Origin of the sequence: Acinetobacter sp. CE-15 (genome assembly GCF_051059255.1) — a bacterium.
Lineage (GTDB): Bacteria > Pseudomonadota > Gammaproteobacteria > Pseudomonadales > Moraxellaceae > Acinetobacter > Acinetobacter guillouiae.
The window spans coordinates 2,956,708-2,975,614 of record NZ_CP192737.1 but is presented as its reverse complement, the minus strand read 5'-3'; the positions used below and the strand labels follow the sequence as shown (position 1 = coordinate 2,975,614).

Below are 18,907 nucleotides of genomic sequence, written 5' to 3'. Positions count from 1 at the left end.
TGGGTTTAGTTTCAGATTTTAGGTTAAGTGTTTTAAGCTATTTGGATGAGTTTAGAGCTTTCTTCGCTTTTCCAGTAATTTTCCAAATAATAAACCTAGCTCAAACAATAACCACATTGGGATCGCAAGCATAATCATGGAAATTGCATCAGGTGGTGTTACAAACATAGCGATAAAAAAACAGCCCACTATAATAAAGCGGCGTTTTGCAATTAAACTCTGAGTGCTAACCACACCAATCAAAATCAATAAAAGTGTGATCATTGGAATTTCAAAAGTTACCCCAAACACCAAAAATAACTTTAAACAAAAGCTGAGATAACTATTGATATCGGTCATGGGTGCGACGGTTTCGGGAGAGACACTGATGAAAAAATGCAGAATAGAAGGCAGTACAATAAAGTAAGCGAAGGCAATCCCTGCGTAAAATAATAGGATGCTACCGAACAACAAGGGGAGTGCCAGTGATCTTTCTTTTTCATAAAGTGCGGGTTTAATAAAGCTCCAGAGCTGATAAATAATAAAAGGCATTGCCAGCAGAATCGCCACAAAAAAGTTAAGCTTAAATGGTGCCATAAATGTTGCAGTAACATCTGTTGCGATCATGGATGAATTGGCAGGAAGTTGTGCTCTTAACGGTTCTGAGAGTAGTTGATACGTTCGATTGGCAAAAGGCAATAAACAAAAAAATAGTGCGAATAGAACCCCTACCGTTTTAAACAAATGTTGACGAAGCGCCACCAAATGTTCAATCAGTGGCATTTGCTGTAGTTCTTCAGACGGTAGGTCTTTTGCAATCACAGCGGGTGATGAAGATTGAGGGAGCTGTGTATTCATGCAATCACCTTTAATTTTACTGGAGATGAGGCTTTAGGCTCTGTCTGATGATCATTAGATGGTGGTTGATGCTGTAAATAGTTTTGTAAATAATAGGGTGTAAATACTGAGTAATACGCTTGATTACTCAACAAATCACAATAAATCAAACTGTTAAACTTAGTTGTTTTTTCAGTAGCGCTGCTTTGTAGCTGTTGTTTAGCGTCGCTTGCCTCTGTTTGCTGCCGAAGTTCAGCAAGTTGGGATTGCATTTTTTGTTCAAGCTCGGCCATACGCTGCATTTCTTGTTGGACTTGCTCACGTAGTTCGGATAACCCGAGTTCACGGTCAATATCTTGTTTGGCATTGTTCACAAAATGCATGAGTTTGGCATACCATTTCCCCGCGAAACGAGCGGCTTCTGGCAGTTTTTCTGGCCCAAGTACCAGAAGAGCGATAATGCCAAACACAAAAAGTTCAGACATTCCAACATTAAACATCTATATCATCCCTAAACTTAGCTGTTAATGGTTGAGTCGGATGGTTTCTTAGTCTCCTCATGTTCAAGCGTGTTGGTCTCTTTTAATGTGATGTTTTCTTCCTCACGCATTGATTTTTTAAAGTCTTTGACTGCGCCGCCAACATCTTTACCAATATTTTTAAGCTTAGAGGTCCCGAATAATAAAATAACCACAATTGCAAAAATGATCACATGCCAAATTGATAAACCAGCCATAGTGTTCTCCCTTGTTATTCCTGTCCATGAGAATTGATTTTTACTGTATTGATATCAACATCCATTGATTCAATTCATTGTTTTAAATAACCTAATCATTTAGGGTCTTACATTTAAAAGCAGTGCATTTAAAATGAATAGGTTTTGAGCGAGTAGGGTATAAGTTAAGTTTTTAAAAGAGAAAATTTCAATAAATTCACAAGAATTTTTTCTCTTTCAGCATCATTTTCACTTTGTTTGTCCAGTCAATTAAATTCCGTTTAATCCTTGGAATATTCTTGTTTAAATCGTTTTTTAATATCGAAATAGCATTGAAAATAATCATTGCCATGTTTCAGTGGTTGTTTTAGTCATCTCTCCTGTAATGGATAAATTAAGCAGATGAGGCTTGAGTTGCTTTGGGCTATTCGGCTTGATTAAACAACAAGCCGCTCAACTGGATTGCTGATCCACTATATCTGTACCATACCCCATAATCTGATTCTGTTCCAATGCTTGAATAAGATCATCTTCTTTATTTTCGAGTTAGGCCCAAGCTTAATAGATCGCATTGAGCGTGTTAATTTTAAATACAGGTATAGCCAGCATCCGCCGTAATGATTGAACCTGTGATTAGACTTGAGGCATCTGAAGCCAGAAATTGCACAATAGACGCAATTTCATGCGCTTGCCCCATACGTTTAGCTGGTGTCATATCCAGCCATTGATTGACTATGTGATCTTGGTTTTCAAGGTTTGTTAATAACGGTGTTTCAATATAGGTGGGGGCAATAGCATTCACTCGAATATGACGTTGAGCCCATTCAACTGCAAGAGATTTCGTTAAATGATGCACGCCTGCTTTTGAGGCATTGTAGTGACATTGCGGTTGTGGCACGTTGACAATCTGTCCTGACATTGAACCAATATTGATAATCGATCCTCGCCCAGCATCCAGCATTTGACGGGCAAAGCCACGACAAGTCTTAAAGATGCCAGTCAAGTTGATGTTGATGACATTATCCCACTCCTCATCTGTCATGTGCTCAGCTGGGGTATTCGTCACAATGCCCGCATTACATACCAATATATCCAGCGCTGGTAATGCTTGAGCAAGCGCGTTAATCGCTGCACTATCCGTGACATCTAAGCTTTCCGCACGCGCAAGATAGCCCTTGGCCTTTAACGCTTGTGCAGTTGTTGTTGCACGATCCAGTAAGATGTCGGTACAAATAACTTCGGCGCCTGTCGCAGCAAGTGCTTCAGCAATTGCTGCGCCTATGCCTTGACCTGCACCTGTGACCAGTGCCAGTTTATTGCTTAAGTCCATTTTCTTGCGATAATCCATATCTTTTCTCTTTGTCTTTTCCATTTTATGTGATGAGTGGGCATCGTAACGATTCACCACGTAAACTGCGTAATGCTTCTTCAGCGGCTAAGCGCTGTAAGGTATCTACCGATGTATCAGAAAAAAACGCTGCATGTGGAGACATGATTAAATGAGGTGCTGTACGTAAAGGCGAGTCTGCTGGTAATGGCTCTTGTGCAAAGACATCGAGTCCTGCGCCTGAGATTTGTCCACTGAGCAAGGCTGCGGCTAATGCTGTTTCATCAATCAATCCACCTCTTGAGCAATTGATAATGATTGAACCCTGAGGCATTTTTGCCATCGCCTCAGCATCAATTAAATGACGTGTTGCAGGAGTCAGTGGAACATGTAGCGATAAAACATGGGCAGAAGAAATCACTTGATCCTGTGACATCAGGTGAACGCCTAGTGCTTTTGCTTGCGCTTCGGTGACATATGGGTCAAAGCCAATTATATGACAACCAAAGGCAGCGAGGCGTGAGACATAAGCTTTCGCAATACGTCCTAGCCCGATTAAACCTACAGTGGTATTACGCAACGAACGAATACCTGTAACCATTTGGTCGATCTTCCATTCACCTGCGCGGATACCTTGGTCATATTGATTGAGTTTACGTGCCATCATCAAGGTCATGGCAGCTGCATGATCAGCGACTTCTTCAATACCATAATCAGGTACATTACATACCTGTATCCCAAGTTGTTTTGCGGCGACGAGATCAACATTATCGACACCAACCCCATAACGTACAATGGTTGCACCAGTTGCCATGGCCTGCATCACACGATGGGTCATGGGTGCAAAGTTGTTGAGTACTACATTTGCTCCTGCAACGGCTTGTACTGTTTCTGCTTCATTATGGCATTGAAATGCTGCAAAACTTGCCCCAGCAACTTGTGCGGCTGCTTGCTCATGTCGTGTATTGCCAAAGGCTTGATCAGTAACCACTAATTTCATTAGAGCACTCCTCGTTTTACTAAATTACGCATCAGTGCACGGGTTCCATAAGTCCATGGTTGCGCTTGATCAGCATAAACAACCGTATTGCGTAATGTGCCTAAAAGCGGAGTTGAGATTTCGACCACGTCACCTGGTTTATGGGTAAAGCCAGAACCTTGACCTTCTCGATCTTGTGTTGGCGCAAACATTGTGCCTAAAAATAACATAAAGCCATCTGGGTACTGATGCGAGTCATTGTAGGTTTGTGCGACCAGATGCGCGGGTTTACGACTGATTTCCGCCATATTGGACTGTCCCGACATGCTAAAACCATCTTCTGCACCAGTTACAGACATGTGAAGCGTGGCATTCTCAATATCGCTAAGGGTGAAATCTGAGTCAAATAGACGAATAAACGGGCCAATTGAACATGATGCGTTATTGTCTTTTGCCTTGCCGAGTAATAGCGCTGAACGACCTTCAACATCGCGTAGATTGACATCATTGCCCAGCGTTGCACCACGGATATTGCCTTGGCTATCCACCGCCAACACTATTTCTGGCTCAGGGTTGTTCCATGCTGAAATCCGATTAATCCCCACTTGTGCGCCATAACCTACAGCAGACATGGGTTGTGACTTAGTGAAGACTTCGGCATCTGGCCCAATCCCGACTTCGAGATATTGTGACCATAAACCTTCAGCAATCAAGGTCGCTTTAACTTCGGCTGCTTGTTCAGAACCTGCTTGAATATTCGATAAACTGCCACCGATCAGTGTACCTATACGTTGACGTAATGCTTCGGCACGAGCAGGATCACCAGAGGTTCGTTCATCGATGACACGTTCAACCATACTTTTGGCAAAAGTAACCCCACAAGCTTTTAAGGATTGAAAGTCACAGGGTGCAAGTAAGCAAGGACGATCTGCGTGGTAACCCATTTCTGTAGGATCAAGCACTAAATCTTCAATTTTTCCAAGTACTTCACCAGTGAGTTGGTCAAAACGACCAGTAGGATCATGGTCAAGAAAATCAGCTATTGAGATGACTGACTCAGTAACATCAATCAGTATGTTGTCACGTAAGATGACAACCGATGGCCCTTTGTGAGGAAGCCAAACACGTCCAACCAATTTGGCGCTGTTGAGTGATGTGGGTAACATGGAGAATCCTTCCTTTGTTTATCATTTGTTCTATCTAGTAATACTACTTTTTAATTTTAGCTTTGGTCAAGTAGTGTATTAAGTATATGCAGAGATTATTCACTTACATTAATAAATTTTTAATATATTCATTTGTTTTTTAATTATAAATTATTTTATTTTTATTGTTGATTTTGATGTTTTTCCAAAGGGTTTTTAGATAATTTATAAATTATTCTTGCATAAAAATAGTATTACTATATATTTTAACAATGAATAACAAGATTACTCGCATAGGAAGGCGTGAAGTAAATGATGAAAAATAATGCTTTAGCTGAATCAATCGCTGTACTCGACAGTACTTTATATATCGACGGAAAATTTTCTAAAGGTAAAGGACCTCGCTTGCCTGTGCTAAACCCTGCAACGGGTGAGGTGATTGGTCATATTGCTGCAGCAACAACGGATGAGATTGATGCGGCTGTTTCTGCTGCACGTCATGCATTTGCTTCATGGTCTAAGCTTGTGCCAAAAACGCGTGCGATCGCTTTGCATCGTTTAGGCGATCTTATTGCTGCGGATGCCTTAAATATGGCAATGATCATGACAGCGGAACAAGGCAAACCTGTTAATGAAGCAAAAGGTGAAATTCTAAAACTCGCTGAAGCATGTCATTTTTATGCTGAAGAAGCCACGCGAGTGCATGGTGAAATTATTCCCAATGATCAACAAGGATTCCAAAGTTTAGTGGTACGTGAACCGATTGGTGTGGTTGCTGCAATTACACCGTGGAACTATCCCGCTGAGTTGGTTGGATGGAAATTATGTGCCAGCCTTGCTGCTGGATGTAGCATCGTTATTAAACCTGCTGAATTGACGCCATTTACTGCTTTGGCAATTGCACAAAAATGTCATGCAGCAGGTATTCCTGCAGGTGTAGTCAATGTATTGACAGGTAAAGGCTCACAAGTGGGGCAGGCACTGGTCGAGCATCCGCAAGTGGATAAAATTGCATTTACGGGCTCAAGTGCAGTGGGTTTGCATATTCAACAAAGCTGCCCACAAGTGAAGCGACTGTCTTTAGAGTTGGGTGGCAATTGCCCAATGATTGTCACTGCGAGTGCCGATCTTGATGCAGCGGTCAAAGGTGCAGCACGTCGTAGCTTCCGTAATTGTGGGCAAATCTGTATTGCGATTAATCGCATCTATGTACATCGCGCAGTATATGAGGAGTTTGTTACTCAACTTGCAGCGGCGGCTGATGCATTGAGTGTCGATAATGGCTTGGAAAATCCAGCTGCTGATCTCGGCGCAATGGCATCTGCTGAACCTTTGGATAAAACGCGTATCCATCTCCAAGATGCTTTGGTTAAAGGTGCACGATTGGTGGCTGGTGGTAAAGCACCAGAGGGGACCCAATATGCCAAAGGACATTTTTTTCGTCCAACTGTGATCGCGGATTGTAAGCATAGTATGCAAGTCATGTGCGAAGAAACGTTCGGTCCTTTGGTTGGGGTTGCACCTTTTGATGATTTGGATGAGGCAATCAGCTATGCCAATGATACACCTTATGGTTTAGCAGCTTATTGTTATGCTCAAAATTTGATAGAAATTCATCGGGTTTCAGCGGGTCTTGATTATGGCAATGTTGCGATCAATAACGTTGATGCTGGAATAATGAATGCTGCTTATGGTGGTCGTAAGCAGAGTGGCGTTGGCTACGAACATGGTCGTGAAGGATTGCTTGAATATTTTAATTTCAAACATATTCGTTTACACCACGGCGTGGAGAATTGATTTATGCAAGTACTTCTAGGGATAGATATAGGAACTTCAGGATGTAAGGCTTTATTGATCGATATTGAAGGAAAAGTTGTTTCAGCCGATATCGCAACTTATCCATTGTCTAGACCTCGACCAGGTTGGACAGAGCAAGATCCTGAATTGTGGGTGGAGGGTGCACGTCAGGCTGTCGCAGGGGCATTGGCCAAAGCGCCTCCAGTGCAAATATTGTGTATTGGCTTGTCTGGGCAGATGCATGGTTTGGTTCCACTTGATGCTTCACAGCAAGTTTTACGCCCAGCCATTTTATGGAATGATCAACGTAATCAAGCTGAATGTGATGATATTGTCGTGGCTGCTGGTGGCTTAGATTGCTTGCTTGCGGCAACCAATAACAGAATGTTGGTGGGCTATACCGGTGGCAAAATTCTTTGGATGCAACGCCATGAGCCTGAACTGTTTGCGCGTATGCGTAGCATGCTGAACCCGAAAGATTATTTGCGTTTACGTCTGACTGGGGTGATTGCCACTGAGGTTTCTGATGCTTCTGGCACAGGCTTGTTTGATGTGCGTGCACGACAATGGGCGATGGGCTTGATTGAAAAGATAGGAATTGATCCTGAAATACTCCCACCGGTATTTGAATCACAAGTGATTTCAGGACGCGTCTCAGCAGCAGGCGCAGCACTCTTTGGTCTTCCAGAAGGATTGCCTGTCGCGGGTGGGGGGGGGGATTCGGTAATTCAGACTTTTGGTTCTGGGGTGATTGAGCCAGGTGAATTGCAAACTACACTTGGTACAGGTGGGATCCTCGCTGCTGCCTTAGATACAGCACAAGAAAATCCGAAAGGTCGTTTGCAGGTTTTCTGCAATGTGGCTGCTGATAAATGGCATTGTATGGGTGTCTCTCTCAATGCTGGCAGTGCAATGAATTGGTTTCGTGAGAATTTTTGTCATATTGCTGACGGGCAACATCTTTCATTTGAGCAAATTGTTGCCAAAGCAACAGCGAGTACGGCGGGTGCAAAGGGTTTATTGTTTCTACCTTATCTGTATGGTGAGCGTTGTCCACATGCCGACCCTAAAGCGCGTGGTGCACTTATCGGTCTCACTGCGCGACATGGTTGTGGTGATGTTGCTCGATCTGTGATGGAAGGGGTGGTGCATGCCTTGGCGGATATGTATTCCTTAATGCAGCCATTAGGGATTGAAAAGCATGTGATTAAAGCTTCTGGGGGTGGTGCAAAGTCTACCCTTTGGCGACAAATCCAGGCCGATGTATTTGGTTGTGAGGTGGTGACAACCGATGGTGCTGCTGAAGGTGCCGCCTTTGGTGCTGCATTGGTTGCTGGCTTGGCAATGGGGATTTGGCCCGATGCACAAAGTGCAATCAAAAACTTTCGGGCAATTTCTAGAGAACAGCCAAATTTGGCAGTCGCTGAGGTGTATGCACAAGCGCATGAAATGTATCGCAGTCTCTATCCCGTATTGGGGCAAACGCTTACCGCGTTAAGTTCTCCAATTTTTGACCAATAATTCTCAGGAGTTTTTTATGACTGCTTATTCTGCATTTATCTTTGATTTAGATGGCACGCTGATTGATAGTGTGCCTGATATTGCGGAGGCTTTAAATATTGGCTTTGCTCAAAATGGTTGGCCCAAGCTTGAGGCGCATTTTGTTGAAAAATTTCTTGGCAATGGTCCACGTCGGCTGATTATCGATATTTTAGATGAATTGGATGTTGCCTATGACGAAGTAACATTACAGCAAACTCTACAATGTTACCAACAGGCGTATCTGGCCAATCCTGCGGGGCATACCCGAATTTTTCCACACGTACGTGAAGATCTTGAGGCGTTAAAATCGGCTGGGATAAAATTGGGCATTTGTACCAACAAAACCCATGCAATCACTGCTAAAGTGTTGCAGCAATTGGGCTTATCTGAATTATTTGATGTAGCCTTGGGTGCGGATGCGGTACCTGCCTGTAAACCAGATCCAAAACATTTGTTGGCTGTGGCGGACGCGATGAATTTGGTTTCTGGTGGCTGGGCATATGTGGGCGATACACCCATTGATCAACAAGCTGCAGTGGGTGCCGATGTGCCTTTTTTTGTTGTACCTTGGGGCGGTGGCCCAGAAGTGGAAATTTCTGCCAAGCAACGTTTAAGTCGTTTGGCGGATTTATTACAAGTTTGATTTGATGTGCTGTCAAGTGGCGGCTAGGAGTGTAATGGTATGACCGTCAGTTTGTTACAGCGGATTCTTCAAGAAAGTGAAAACATGCATCGTGCTGAACGACGTGTGGCTGATTTTGTGGTGACATCACCATCTGAAGTGATCCAGATGAGTATGGCGAGTCTGTCTGAAGTCTGTTCTGTCAGTGATCCAACTATTATGCGCTTTTGCCGCCGTTTTGGTTTTGAGGGTTATCAGGATTTAAAACTTCAATTGGCGCAGAGCTTAGTGCCATCTGCACCATTTGCTTATGAGCAAATTATTCCCAATGACAGTATTGAAAATATTGTGCGGAAAACCTGCCGTAATTCCCTGAATGCAATTCAGCGCTTGGCTGAAGATTTAGTACCAGAGCAAATCACGGCGGGAGCAGGTTGCCTACAAGCAGCAAATTGGGTTGGCATTTATGCCACAGGAATGTCTGAAATTAATGCTGTGGATGCAGAACATAAATTTCAACGACTGGGTATCCGCTGTCAGGCCTTGCTTGGTACAAAGCACCAACGTATTCATGCCGATAGCGCCAGACCTGAAGAAGTTATTTTGATTTATTCGCAGTCTGGACATACGCGTAAAATGGTTGAGATTGCCAGCATTGCCCGTAAACGTGGTGCAAAAGTGGTTTCGATTACGGCACATGATAGTCCATTGGCACAGATTTCAGATGTGCTGATTGCCGTGCAGCCTTATGAGCATACCGAGCTTATGACGCCGTTGGCTTCACGTCTGAACCATCATCTGGTGACCAATATGTTAGTCACTGCCATTGCAATCGCAAGTGGTAGTCAATTTCCTGATCAATTGCCGGCGCTTGATTTATGGCACACGGACAAGATTTGATCAATTAAAAAGTAGCAGTGAAGCTGCGTAAGTAACAGGAGTACTGAATGAGTAATCAACAGGATGAGGCAAAAAAAGTAGCAGGACGCCGAGTAATTCAGGATTTTATCCATGATGGTATGAAATTGGGCTTAGGTTCTGGAACGACATCGCATTTTTTTGTTCGAGAGTTGGGTGCACACATCCGAGAACATGGATTAACCCTGACGTGTACCACCACTTCTCGTTCAACCATTGAGGTGGCACAACAGGTGGGGATTGAAATTACGGATCCCAATGAGATCGGTGAAATTGATCTGACTATTGATGGTCCAGATGAAGTTGATCATCAGTTTAATATGATCAAAGGCGGCGGTGCTTGTTTGCTTTGGGAGAAGATCATCGCTCATGCTTCCAAACAAATGATCTGTATTTGTGATGAAACCAAGATTGTCGATTGTTTGGGTGGCTTTCCGCTTCCAGTTGAGGTGGTGCAATTTGCATGGAAGCAAACCTTAGCAATGGTTGAACGTGTACTTGCACAACATGGTATTGACAATATACGGATTGAACGTCGAATGCGTGATGGACAACCCGTTATAACAGACAGTGGTCATTTTATTCTAGACTGCCATTGTGGGCCAATAATCAAAGATCCATCACCATTAGAGATTGAGCTTAATCGAATTCCGGGTGTGGTCGAAAATGGTCTGTTTACCCGTGAAGCGGTGGGGATGGTGGTGGCGTGTTTTGATGGGACCTCTTACGTCAAAATGCGATAATATAGTAAAACTATATTTTGTTGTTATAAAACTAAAATCGATTTACCAGAATAAAATGGTTGATATTTCTCTTAAATATCCGTGTTTATTATATATTTAAGCTTTTTTTGTTTAATTTTAAGTATCTATTTATTGTATCTAAAGATTATTTTTTAAATATTCTGTATGGGATGTTATTGACAGTTTAATTAAAAATATAGTATTACTAGATTTAATAAATAAGGAATAAAGGAGATATTCCAATGACAAAATCAAATCAGGGCGGAATAACCCGTCGTAATCTATTTAAAAGCGCAGTTGCAGCAGGTATAGGACTGAGTTTGGGGGGAGGGTTGATAGGATGTAGTCGTTCTACATCAACCGCAACTCGTCTTTCAATTCCATATTCCAATAAAAGTCTTGATTACTACTTCTTTGTGATTCAGGAAGAAGCGGTTAAACGTGCGGTGCAAGCCAACTCAGGCGAGTTTCAAGCCACCAATGCAAACTTTGACAGTACCCGTCAGCTTGAGCAGTGGCAGAGCTTACTCTTATCAAAACCATCGGCGATTATTTCAGATTCAATAGACAGTCAGGCGATTGTTTCTGCCATCCAGCGCTATAACCAGCAAAAAATTCCTGTCGGTATCATCGATACGCCTGCGGATGGTGGTGATGTCGCAATTACTGTGAGTTTTGATAATTTTCAAGGCGGTGTCATTGCTGCAGAGGAAATTGTAAGTCGTCTGGTCAAAAAGTACGGAAAGCCAAAAGGTAAAGTCTTAAATTGTTTTGGTGCTTTGGCTTCTGTGGCATGGCGTTTACGTAAAGAAGGCATGGATTCAGTTTTTGCGAAATACCCAGAAATTACCTATTTGTCTCGACCGACTGAAGGGCAACTGGAAAAAATGCTGGCGGTAACTTTATCTACCTTATCTGAGCATCCTGATCTAGATGCAGTACATGCACCTTCTGACTCTCCTGCACGCGGTATTGCGACTGCATTGCAACAAAGAAATCGCTGGAAGAAGGTCGGTGAGGAAGGCCATGTTATTTTCGTGACGATTGATGGTGAGCCAATTGCTTTGAAATGGATTCAGGAAGGCTATATGGATGCATGTGTATCTCAAGACCCAATTGCTTATGGTGAGATTGCGGTTGAAATGCTAACTAAGCATTCATTGAAAAATGCAGAAGTGCCTTTGGGTGAATACCACAACACCAAGTACTTTTGGGAAAAAGGCGTCATCGTAAAAGGTAAAACAGGACCAACACTGATTATTCCAGCTTTTGTCATCAATAAGGACAATGCAAGTGATGCAAGACATTGGGGGGCAGTGGCTGAGAAGGATTGGGGCATTCCCTATGCTTAATTCGTATTGAGTAAAGCAGACTTGTTCCAGTGATGACAAATAAGCAATGTTGAGAGAAAAAATGGGATTACATGAACGGAATATTGATAAGGCTATTAATGAGAAGATCCTAAGCATTGAGAATGTGACTAAAAGTTATGGTGTGGTTCAAGCACTACGCGGTGTCACGGTTGAGATTGGTAAAGGTTCTATTCATGGCTTGCTGGGTGAAAACGGTGCAGGTAAATCCACATTGGTTGGCATTATTTCGGGACAAGTCACCCCTACATCTGGGCGAATTATTTTAAATGGTCGTGTACTTCAGCATGTTGATGTCAAAGCAATGGAAGCCGCTGGGGTTTTCTTGGTGACACAAGAGCCAATGATCATTGACAACATGACCGCAGAAGAAAACCTGATGTTGGGTATCTGGCCGAATAAAAAAGGCTTTATCGATTGGAAAACTTTGCGTGGTAATGCAAGTCGCATGCTTGAAGGAACCAATATCGATGCCAAAGCGCTAGCAGGGCATTTAAATGCGGTGGCACGACGTAAGTTAAATATTCTACGGGCGATGTTCTCTGGTGGTCGGGTGATTATTTTGGATGAGCCAACAGCGGCATTAACCGTTGCTGATCGCCGTCAGTTATTTGATTTTATGCATAAATTAAAAGCTACGGGGGTAACGTTTATCTTTATCTCACACTACAACGACGAAATTCTTGAAATTTGTGACGCGGTGACTGTATTACGTGATGGCAGTTTGGCAGGTGGTTCTGACAATGTGAGTAACATGAGTTCTGAACAACTGACTGAGTTGGTGATCGGGAGAGATCTTGCGCTTTTTCAACGGGAGCGATGTGATTACACCGGTCAAATCCCTGCTGTTTGTTTAAAAAATATATATGGCAAAGATTTGGCCTTGCAACAACTGAACATTGGTCCAGGCGAAGTGATTGGATTTACAGGTTTGCCTGGCGCAGGTGCCAAAGAAATTGCTCGGGCAATCTTTGGATTGCATCCTGCAAAAGGCTCAATCTCAATGCATGGCGAAGATGCGCAAGCTTTAGCAACATCTCCACATGAAGCCTTTGATATGGGAATTGCTTATCTTTCTGATGATCGTCGTCATGATGGGGCGGTGGGACAGATGTCAATTGGATCGAATATTGCGCTTTCTTCTTTATCACAACGCTCAAAATTGGGATTTATCGATCAACAGGCAGAGGATTCGGTGATTCAGCATTATTTTAACGCAATGGGGGTGAAAGCCCCCAATGCTGAATATGCAGTGGATACATTGAGTGGTGGTAATCAACAAAAAGTGTGTTTGGGGCGAGTGTTGGCAGCAAAGCCACGATTGCTGATGGTGGATGAACCGACACGTGGAATTGATATTGGGGTGAAACAAGATGTATTGCGCATCATTGATGAACTTAGTCGTGCTGGTGTTGCGGTCATCATTGTTTCAACCGATATGGACGAATTGGTTCGTGTGGTCGACCGGGTGTGTATTTTTGATCAAGGGACTGTAAAAGAAACATTGACGGGTCAGGAGATTACCGTCGACCGTCTACGCGCATCCGTTCAGGCGTGATGTCACGAGACAATCATAAGGATAGATGCAATGAGTAAGGAGAGATGCAATGGGTAATGAAATAGCAGCAGACAATAAGATCACCAACATTACAGCAAAGAAAAATACCCGCGAAATTTTAGGTTGGGTGCTCCACAACGTGGTCTGGATTTGGTTGATCGCTTTGGTCATCATTTTTGGTGCATTTAATGAATACTTTCTTACCGTGTTTAATTTGCAAAATATTATGGTGCAGGCAACCGTTTTAGGGCTTTTGGGTTTGGCTGTCGCATTGCCATTGTTGATTGCTGAAATCGATCTTTCAATTCCAGCAAATGCAGGTTTTTCCGCTGCTGTGGGTGCACTTGCTTATTCTGATTGGGGATTACCTTGGTTTGCCGCGATTTTACTGGGCTTATTGGTCGGTACTTTTATTGGGTTCTTTAATGGTTGGTGTATCACCCAACTAAAAATGGTTGCGTTGATCCAAACCCTAGCAATGATGATCATCCTTCAAGGTGCACTTTTGGCCTTAACACAAGGCAAAACGCTGAATAATTTTGCAGAAGCTTATACCTGGATTGGGCAAGCAACCCTCGGGACCTGGCAATTAATGCCGGTGGTATTTTTGATCATGTTGCTGATTATTGGCGTGATGTTGAAACATACCGTTTTAGGTCGTTCAATCTATGCTGTAGGTGGAAATCCTGCTGCTTCACTCTCTGCGGGAATCCGAGTGAAGCGTATCAAAATTATGACCTATACCATTTCTGGGTTTCTTGCTGCTCTTGCGGGATTCTTACTGGCTTCATGGCAAATGGCGATTACATCAAATCAAGGCTCAAGCTATCTACTCTATGCGATTGCGGCGCCCATTATTGGTGGTGTCAGTGTATTTGGTGGCCGTGGTAATGTGAAAGGCGTATTGGGTGGTGTATTGCTACTCACGATCATTCAGGTCGGACTTGCAATTATCAATGTGCCTTCTTTTTATGTCGGAATGATTGGAGGAATCATGATTTTTATTGCAGTACTGATTGATGCTTTCCGCGTCCGTTATTTTGGTTAATTTACTCAACTTGATCGAGGAACAAGCACAATGTCTTTTCAACCACATGGTCAGCACTTAATCGCAGGGAAGTGGATTGCGACTGATCAGACTTTTACCAATAACCCGATTGATGGTTCAGTATCTCGCTTTTCTGTCGGTCATCGTGAACTTGTCAATCAAGCGTGCCAAGCGGCAGAAGATGCTTTTTGCACTTATGGTTACTCAACGCTTGAGCAGCGCGCGACTTTTCTCAATGTCATTGCTGATGAAATCGAAGCTCGAGCAGATGCGATTACCCAGATTGGAACCCAAGAAACAGGGTTGCCCAAGGCTCGACTGGAAGGAGAACGTGGGCGTACTGTGGGGCAGCTGCGACTTTTTGCTGCACATATCTTGAAAGGTGAGTTTTTGGATCGCCGGCATGATGTTGCACTTGCGGATCGAAAGCCACTGCCACGTCCAGATATTCGTTTGATGCAACGCCCAATCGGTCCAGTTGCAGTGTTTGGTGCATCAAATTTTCCGCTGGCATTTTCAACGGCAGGCGGGGATACAGCATCGGCATTGGCCGCAGGGTGTCCAGTTGTGGTTAAAGGACATGAGGCACATCCAGGTACAGCGGAGATTGTTGCTGAAGCGATTCATGCTGCGATTGAAAAATGTGGACTGCACGCTGGTGTATTTAGTTTAGTCCACGGTGGAGCATTAGATGTTGGTCAAAGCTTAGTACAACATCCGTTGATTAAAGCGGTTGGATTTACAGGTTCGTTGCGTGGTGGACGTGCTTTATATGATCTTTGTGTTGCACGTCCAGAACCGATCCCGTTCTTTGGCGAATTGGGTTCTGTTAATCCAATGTTTATTTTGCCAAATGCAATTGCCAATCGTGGTGCTGAAATTGCCAAAGGCTGGGCGGAATCATTGACATTAGGCGCAGGTCAATTCTGTACCAATCCTGGGGTCGCCGTGTTGATCGAAGGTTTAGCAGCAGATACGTATATTCAAACTGTTGTAAAAAAACTTGAATCTGTTCCAGCACAGGTTATGTTAACCGATGCGATTGCCGAGGCTTATCGTGAAGGGCAAAAACGTTTGGCAAATACAGCAGGGGTAAGTGAAGTCTTTAGTTCAAGCAGTGATTTGCGTAATGCGAGTCCTTATCTGTTTGTTACAACAGGCAAAGCATGGCTGGAGAATAAGACCTTAGAACAAGAGGTATTTGGACCGCTGGGTTTAGTGGTTATTGTTAAAAATATCGATGAATTGATGCACGTGGCGAAGTCCCTTGAGGGGCAGATTACCTGTACGCTTCATCTTGATCAAGCAGATCATCACGTTGCAAGTCAATTACTGCCTGTACTGGAACGTAAAGCAGGTCGTATTCTTGCAAATAGTTTCCCAACTGGGGTTGAGGTATGTGATGCCATGGTTCATGGCGGACCCTATCCAGCTTCAACAAACTTTGGTGCAAGCTCTGTAGGCACGCTGGCGATTCGTCGCTTTATGCGTCCTGTGTGTTATCAAAACATTGCGGAAGACTTGCTTCCTGTGGATTTACGTTAAGTAAAAATCAAGCCTAATGTGCTTGAAAATAAAGGCAATGAGATGAATTAAAGGAGATGATTTTATCTCATTATTAAACTCTAAATTGAATTGAAATAAATATAATTTTAATGAGTGTGCTCTTTATTCCATCCAACTGAATGAATCAGAGGGATAAGGCAAACTCATGCTTAAAAAAGGAATTTAACATGAAAACAAACGTATGGATTGTTGGAACGGCGGTTTTTTTATTGTCGCAAATTGCATCTGCGATCGAATTTGGTGGCTATTTCCGTACGGGAATCGGTGCAACTGAAAATGGCAAAACACAAGAGTGTTTTCGACTCACAGGGGCGCCGACCAAGTATCGTCTTGGCAATGAATGTGAACAATACGGTGAGTTTTTTGCCCAACAAAACCTGATCAAATTAAAAGATAATTCCGAACTGAACATCAAAGGAATGCTTCAGTTCTATAACCAATATGGGCAAACATTAAGTTTTAATGACGACAATGGTTTTACCCGAATGAATCAAATTTATTTGGATTGGAGAAATATTTCCTATCTGAATGGGGCAAATCTCTGGGCAGGTAGGCGATTTTATCAACGTAATGACATTCACATGACTGATTTCTTTTATTGGAATCAGAGTGCTACTGGCTTCGGTATTGATGATTATAAAATCAATGACTTGTTCTTAAGTTATGTGTTTTCCCGAAAAGATAATGTATTTCAGGAAAAATATATCAATCGACATGATGTGACAGTGAAAGGGATTCCAATCGGTTCTAAAAATACAATCAATACAGGTTTGTCATTGATTGATGCAGATGAGATGGGCTGGGCATTAACCGTGCAAAATGTCACGGCTGAGGTATTGAATGGTAAAAATACCGTGGCGCTACAATATGGTCAAGGCGCTGGGATCGGGCTGAGTTATACCGGTAACCCTGAGTTGGATCGTGATACTTCTTCACTGCGCTTTCTTGAAATCTTGGATTGGACCTCAGACAGTAAGAAATTCAATGGACAAGCTCAATTTATTTACCAAAAAGACCAACTAAAGAATCAACAAGATCGTGATTGGATTTCAGTAGGCTCTCGGGTGGCATATGTGGTTCAAGATCATTTTAAAATTTCCACTGAAATTGGCTATGACCAAATTAAGGCCAATGACCAAACCCGTAATCTGACCAAATTGACATTGGCACCAACCTGGTCGATAAAGGGCACAGGCTATTATGATCGCCCAGAACTGCGTCTTTATTATACCTATGCATTTTGGAACGATAATGAGCAAAAAATGCGTGATTTGGTGATGCCGAATAACAATTTTCACAATGTGAATCGTGGTTCAAACTTTGGTGCTCAATTGGAATATTGGTGGTAAGGCTTTAATTGATTATTCAAAATGAGTGGTCTTATAAGATCGCTCATTTTAAAAAATACGACTCAATTGAAAATATGACTCAATTAAAAATGTCATCAACCATTGCTACACAACCCAGTGGAATAAGTCAGTAGCAGCAGAAAGTCAAAAACAAAAAAAAGCAACAACGGAAAACAACACCCAAGGAAGCAATCACAATGAAAGCATTGGTACTGGAAGAAAAAGATAAACTGCAAATTCGTGATATTGAGATCAATGAATATCTAAGCGCAACTGATGTACGCATTAAAATTGCCAAAGTGGGTATCTGTGGCAGTGACGTACATTATTATCAGCATGGTCGAATTGGTGATTTTGTTGTCAATGCACCAATGATTCTGGGGCATGAAGCGAGTGGGATCATTGTTGAAGTAGGTTCAGCAGTTCAACATTTAAGAATAGGCGATCGTGTATGTATGGAGCCTGGGGTTTTTGAGCCAAATTCTCCAGAAGCGATGCAGGGTCTGTATCATCTTGATCCGAATATTCAGTTTTGGGCAACCCCGCCTGTACATGGTGTATTGCGTGAATCTGTGGTTCATCCTGCAAACTTAACCTTTAAGTTACCAGATCATGTCAGTCTGGAAGAAGCAGTGTTGGTTGAACCTTTGGCCTCAGGTGTACATGTGGCTCGCAAAGTGGGTATTTCACCTGGAGATACTGCCGTGGTTACTGGTGCAGGGACGATTGGTGCTTTAATGGCATTAGCATTACTCGCATCAGGCTGTAGTCAAGTTATCATCACGGATATAAAACAACAGAAGCTGGATTTTTTAGTCCAGCATTATGGTGAGCGTTTAATTGCATGTAATGTCGCACAGGAAGATTTAAAGTGCTTTGTGCAACGGCACTTTGTTGGTGGTGTCGACCTATTTGTTGACTGTAGTGGTCATGCAAGCGCAATTGCAGCAGCGCCCGATTGTCTAAAACCTGCGGGCAAACTGGTTTTTGTTGGAATGCCACAACATGCTGTGCTGATGGATATTGTTGCCATGCAGGTCAAAGAGATTGAGACGATTTCAATTTTCCGTTATGCAAATGATTATGAGCGTTCTATTGCGCTGATCGCTTCTGGTCAAATTAATGTGAAGCCGTTAATTTCAAAAAAAATTCATTTTAATCAAAGTATTCAAGCATTTGAGTTGGCGGCATCGGCACCTGCAGATGTGATTAAAATTATTATTGATTTTGATCTGTAATTTATTAATTATTAGTCACTTAGATATGTGAGACGGGATATTTATATTTAAAAATGAAGCGTTTAAAAATGAAGCATTTCAAAATATGTACTCTCACCCAACAGCGACATCCATGTCGCCCTATGGTAGGACAACCTATGATTCAAAAGTACAAAAAATGAATTGATAACCAAT

The 18,907-nt window shown here is 42.7% G+C and carries 17 protein-coding genes; 11 read left to right on the top strand and 6 right to left on the bottom strand.

Annotated elements, in window-relative coordinates:
- Positions 1-51: 51 nt before the first annotated feature.
- From tatC to ACQ7EO_RS13740, 6 genes are all read right to left on the bottom strand, one after another.
- Positions 52-837: a twin-arginine translocase subunit TatC gene (gene tatC, locus ACQ7EO_RS13765; protein WP_419336137.1), complete on the bottom strand. Its 786-nt coding sequence runs from the start codon at positions 835-837 to the stop codon at positions 52-54.
- On the bottom strand, positions 834-1,316 hold the full coding sequence (gene tatB / locus ACQ7EO_RS13760; RefSeq protein WP_434277679.1) for a Sec-independent protein translocase protein TatB: 483 nt from the start codon (positions 1,314-1,316) through the stop codon (positions 834-836). The genes tatC and tatB overlap by 4 nt, the downstream gene beginning before the upstream one ends.
- Positions 1,317-1,333: 17 nt before the next feature.
- Complete coding sequence (gene tatA, locus ACQ7EO_RS13755) at positions 1,334-1,552, bottom strand: Sec-independent protein translocase subunit TatA (protein ID WP_434277678.1); 219 nt, start codon at positions 1,550-1,552, stop codon at positions 1,334-1,336.
- A 565-nt stretch (positions 1,553-2,117) separates the two neighbouring features.
- A complete protein-coding gene (locus ACQ7EO_RS13750; protein ID WP_434277677.1) occupies positions 2,118-2,879 on the bottom strand; it encodes an SDR family NAD(P)-dependent oxidoreductase in 762 nt (253 codons plus the stop codon).
- 25 nt (positions 2,880-2,904) lie between these two features.
- Positions 2,905-3,858 (bottom strand): C-terminal binding protein, encoded by a 954-nt coding sequence (locus tag ACQ7EO_RS13745; RefSeq protein ID WP_434277675.1) that lies wholly within the window; start codon positions 3,856-3,858, stop codon positions 2,905-2,907.
- On the bottom strand, positions 3,858-5,003 hold the full coding sequence (locus ACQ7EO_RS13740; RefSeq protein ID WP_434277673.1) for a fumarylacetoacetate hydrolase family protein: 1,146 nt from the start codon (positions 5,001-5,003) through the stop codon (positions 3,858-3,860). Before ACQ7EO_RS13740 ends, ACQ7EO_RS13745 begins: the two co-directional genes overlap by 1 nt.
- A gap of 291 nt (positions 5,004-5,294) precedes the next feature.
- Between ACQ7EO_RS13740 and ACQ7EO_RS13735 the strand changes: the two genes are divergently transcribed.
- The 11 genes from ACQ7EO_RS13735 to ACQ7EO_RS13685 all read left to right on the top strand — a co-directional run bounded on the left by ACQ7EO_RS13735 (position 5,295) and on the right by ACQ7EO_RS13685 (position 18,733).
- Complete coding sequence (locus tag ACQ7EO_RS13735; protein ID WP_419304747.1) at positions 5,295-6,779, top strand: aldehyde dehydrogenase family protein; 1,485 nt, start codon at positions 5,295-5,297, stop codon at positions 6,777-6,779.
- 3 nt (positions 6,780-6,782) lie between these two features.
- Positions 6,783-8,300, top strand: a complete 1,518-nt coding sequence (gene xylB, locus ACQ7EO_RS13730) for a xylulokinase (protein ID WP_434277671.1) — start codon at positions 6,783-6,785, stop codon at positions 8,298-8,300.
- A gap of 16 nt (positions 8,301-8,316) precedes the next feature.
- Positions 8,317-8,964 (top strand): HAD family hydrolase, encoded by a 648-nt coding sequence (locus ACQ7EO_RS13725; RefSeq protein WP_434277669.1) that lies wholly within the window; start codon positions 8,317-8,319, stop codon positions 8,962-8,964.
- A gap of 39 nt (positions 8,965-9,003) precedes the next feature.
- Complete coding sequence (locus tag ACQ7EO_RS13720; protein ID WP_004721513.1) at positions 9,004-9,843, top strand: MurR/RpiR family transcriptional regulator; 840 nt, start codon at positions 9,004-9,006, stop codon at positions 9,841-9,843.
- A 47-nt stretch (positions 9,844-9,890) separates the two neighbouring features.
- Positions 9,891-10,604: a ribose 5-phosphate isomerase A gene (gene rpiA, locus ACQ7EO_RS13715; protein WP_303577361.1), complete on the top strand. Its 714-nt coding sequence runs from the start codon at positions 9,891-9,893 to the stop codon at positions 10,602-10,604.
- 242 nt (positions 10,605-10,846) lie between these two features.
- On the top strand, positions 10,847-11,956 hold the full coding sequence (locus ACQ7EO_RS13710; RefSeq protein WP_004820493.1) for a sugar ABC transporter substrate-binding protein: 1,110 nt from the start codon (positions 10,847-10,849) through the stop codon (positions 11,954-11,956).
- A gap of 46 nt (positions 11,957-12,002) precedes the next feature.
- Positions 12,003-13,532: a sugar ABC transporter ATP-binding protein gene (locus ACQ7EO_RS13705; RefSeq protein WP_434277668.1), complete on the top strand. Its 1,530-nt coding sequence runs from the start codon at positions 12,003-12,005 to the stop codon at positions 13,530-13,532.
- A 49-nt stretch (positions 13,533-13,581) separates the two neighbouring features.
- Complete coding sequence (locus tag ACQ7EO_RS13700; protein ID WP_434277667.1) at positions 13,582-14,580, top strand: ABC transporter permease; 999 nt, start codon at positions 13,582-13,584, stop codon at positions 14,578-14,580.
- A 30-nt stretch (positions 14,581-14,610) separates the two neighbouring features.
- Entirely contained in the window at positions 14,611-16,125 is a 1,515-nt protein-coding gene (locus tag ACQ7EO_RS13695; RefSeq protein ID WP_434277666.1) for an aldehyde dehydrogenase (NADP(+)), read from the top strand.
- 188 nt (positions 16,126-16,313) lie between these two features.
- Positions 16,314-17,495 carry a maltoporin gene (locus ACQ7EO_RS13690; RefSeq protein WP_434277665.1) on the top strand — a complete coding sequence of 394 codons (1,182 nt, stop codon included), beginning with the start codon at positions 16,314-16,316 and terminating at the stop codon, positions 17,493-17,495.
- 197 nt (positions 17,496-17,692) lie between these two features.
- A complete protein-coding gene (locus ACQ7EO_RS13685) occupies positions 17,693-18,733 on the top strand; it encodes an NAD(P)-dependent alcohol dehydrogenase (protein WP_303577356.1) in 1,041 nt (346 codons plus the stop codon).
- Positions 18,734-18,907: the final 174 nt, after the last annotated feature.

What these genes read in the sequence shown, in the direction of transcription:
- tatC (WP_419336137.1), bottom strand. Translation starts at nt 837, where the DNA reads ATGAATACACAGCTCCCTCAATCTTCATCACCCGCTGTGATTGCAAAA.
- tatB (WP_434277679.1), bottom strand. Translation starts at nt 1,316, where the DNA reads ATGTTTAATGTTGGAATGTCTGAACTTTTTGTGTTTGGCATTATCGCT.
- tatA (WP_434277678.1), bottom strand. Translation starts at nt 1,552, where the DNA reads ATGGCTGGTTTATCAATTTGGCATGTGATCATTTTTGCAATTGTGGTT.
- ACQ7EO_RS13750 (WP_434277677.1), bottom strand. Translation starts at nt 2,879, where the DNA reads ATGGATTATCGCAAGAAAATGGACTTAAGCAATAAACTGGCACTGGTC.
- ACQ7EO_RS13745 (WP_434277675.1), bottom strand. Translation starts at nt 3,858, where the DNA reads ATGAAATTAGTGGTTACTGATCAAGCCTTTGGCAATACACGACATGAG.
- ACQ7EO_RS13740 (WP_434277673.1), bottom strand. Translation starts at nt 5,003, where the DNA reads ATGTTACCCACATCACTCAACAGCGCCAAATTGGTTGGACGTGTTTGG.
- ACQ7EO_RS13735 (WP_419304747.1), top strand. Translation starts at nt 5,295, where the DNA reads ATGATGAAAAATAATGCTTTAGCTGAATCAATCGCTGTACTCGACAGT.
- xylB (WP_434277671.1), top strand. Translation starts at nt 6,783, where the DNA reads ATGCAAGTACTTCTAGGGATAGATATAGGAACTTCAGGATGTAAGGCT.
- ACQ7EO_RS13725 (WP_434277669.1), top strand. Translation starts at nt 8,317, where the DNA reads ATGACTGCTTATTCTGCATTTATCTTTGATTTAGATGGCACGCTGATT.
- ACQ7EO_RS13720 (WP_004721513.1), top strand. Translation starts at nt 9,004, where the DNA reads ATGACCGTCAGTTTGTTACAGCGGATTCTTCAAGAAAGTGAAAACATG.
- rpiA (WP_303577361.1), top strand. Translation starts at nt 9,891, where the DNA reads ATGAGTAATCAACAGGATGAGGCAAAAAAAGTAGCAGGACGCCGAGTA.
- ACQ7EO_RS13710 (WP_004820493.1), top strand. Translation starts at nt 10,847, where the DNA reads ATGACAAAATCAAATCAGGGCGGAATAACCCGTCGTAATCTATTTAAA.
- ACQ7EO_RS13705 (WP_434277668.1), top strand. Translation starts at nt 12,003, where the DNA reads ATGTTGAGAGAAAAAATGGGATTACATGAACGGAATATTGATAAGGCT.
- ACQ7EO_RS13700 (WP_434277667.1), top strand. Translation starts at nt 13,582, where the DNA reads ATGGGTAATGAAATAGCAGCAGACAATAAGATCACCAACATTACAGCA.
- ACQ7EO_RS13695 (WP_434277666.1), top strand. Translation starts at nt 14,611, where the DNA reads ATGTCTTTTCAACCACATGGTCAGCACTTAATCGCAGGGAAGTGGATT.
- ACQ7EO_RS13690 (WP_434277665.1), top strand. Translation starts at nt 16,314, where the DNA reads ATGAAAACAAACGTATGGATTGTTGGAACGGCGGTTTTTTTATTGTCG.
- ACQ7EO_RS13685 (WP_303577356.1), top strand. Translation starts at nt 17,693, where the DNA reads ATGAAAGCATTGGTACTGGAAGAAAAAGATAAACTGCAAATTCGTGAT.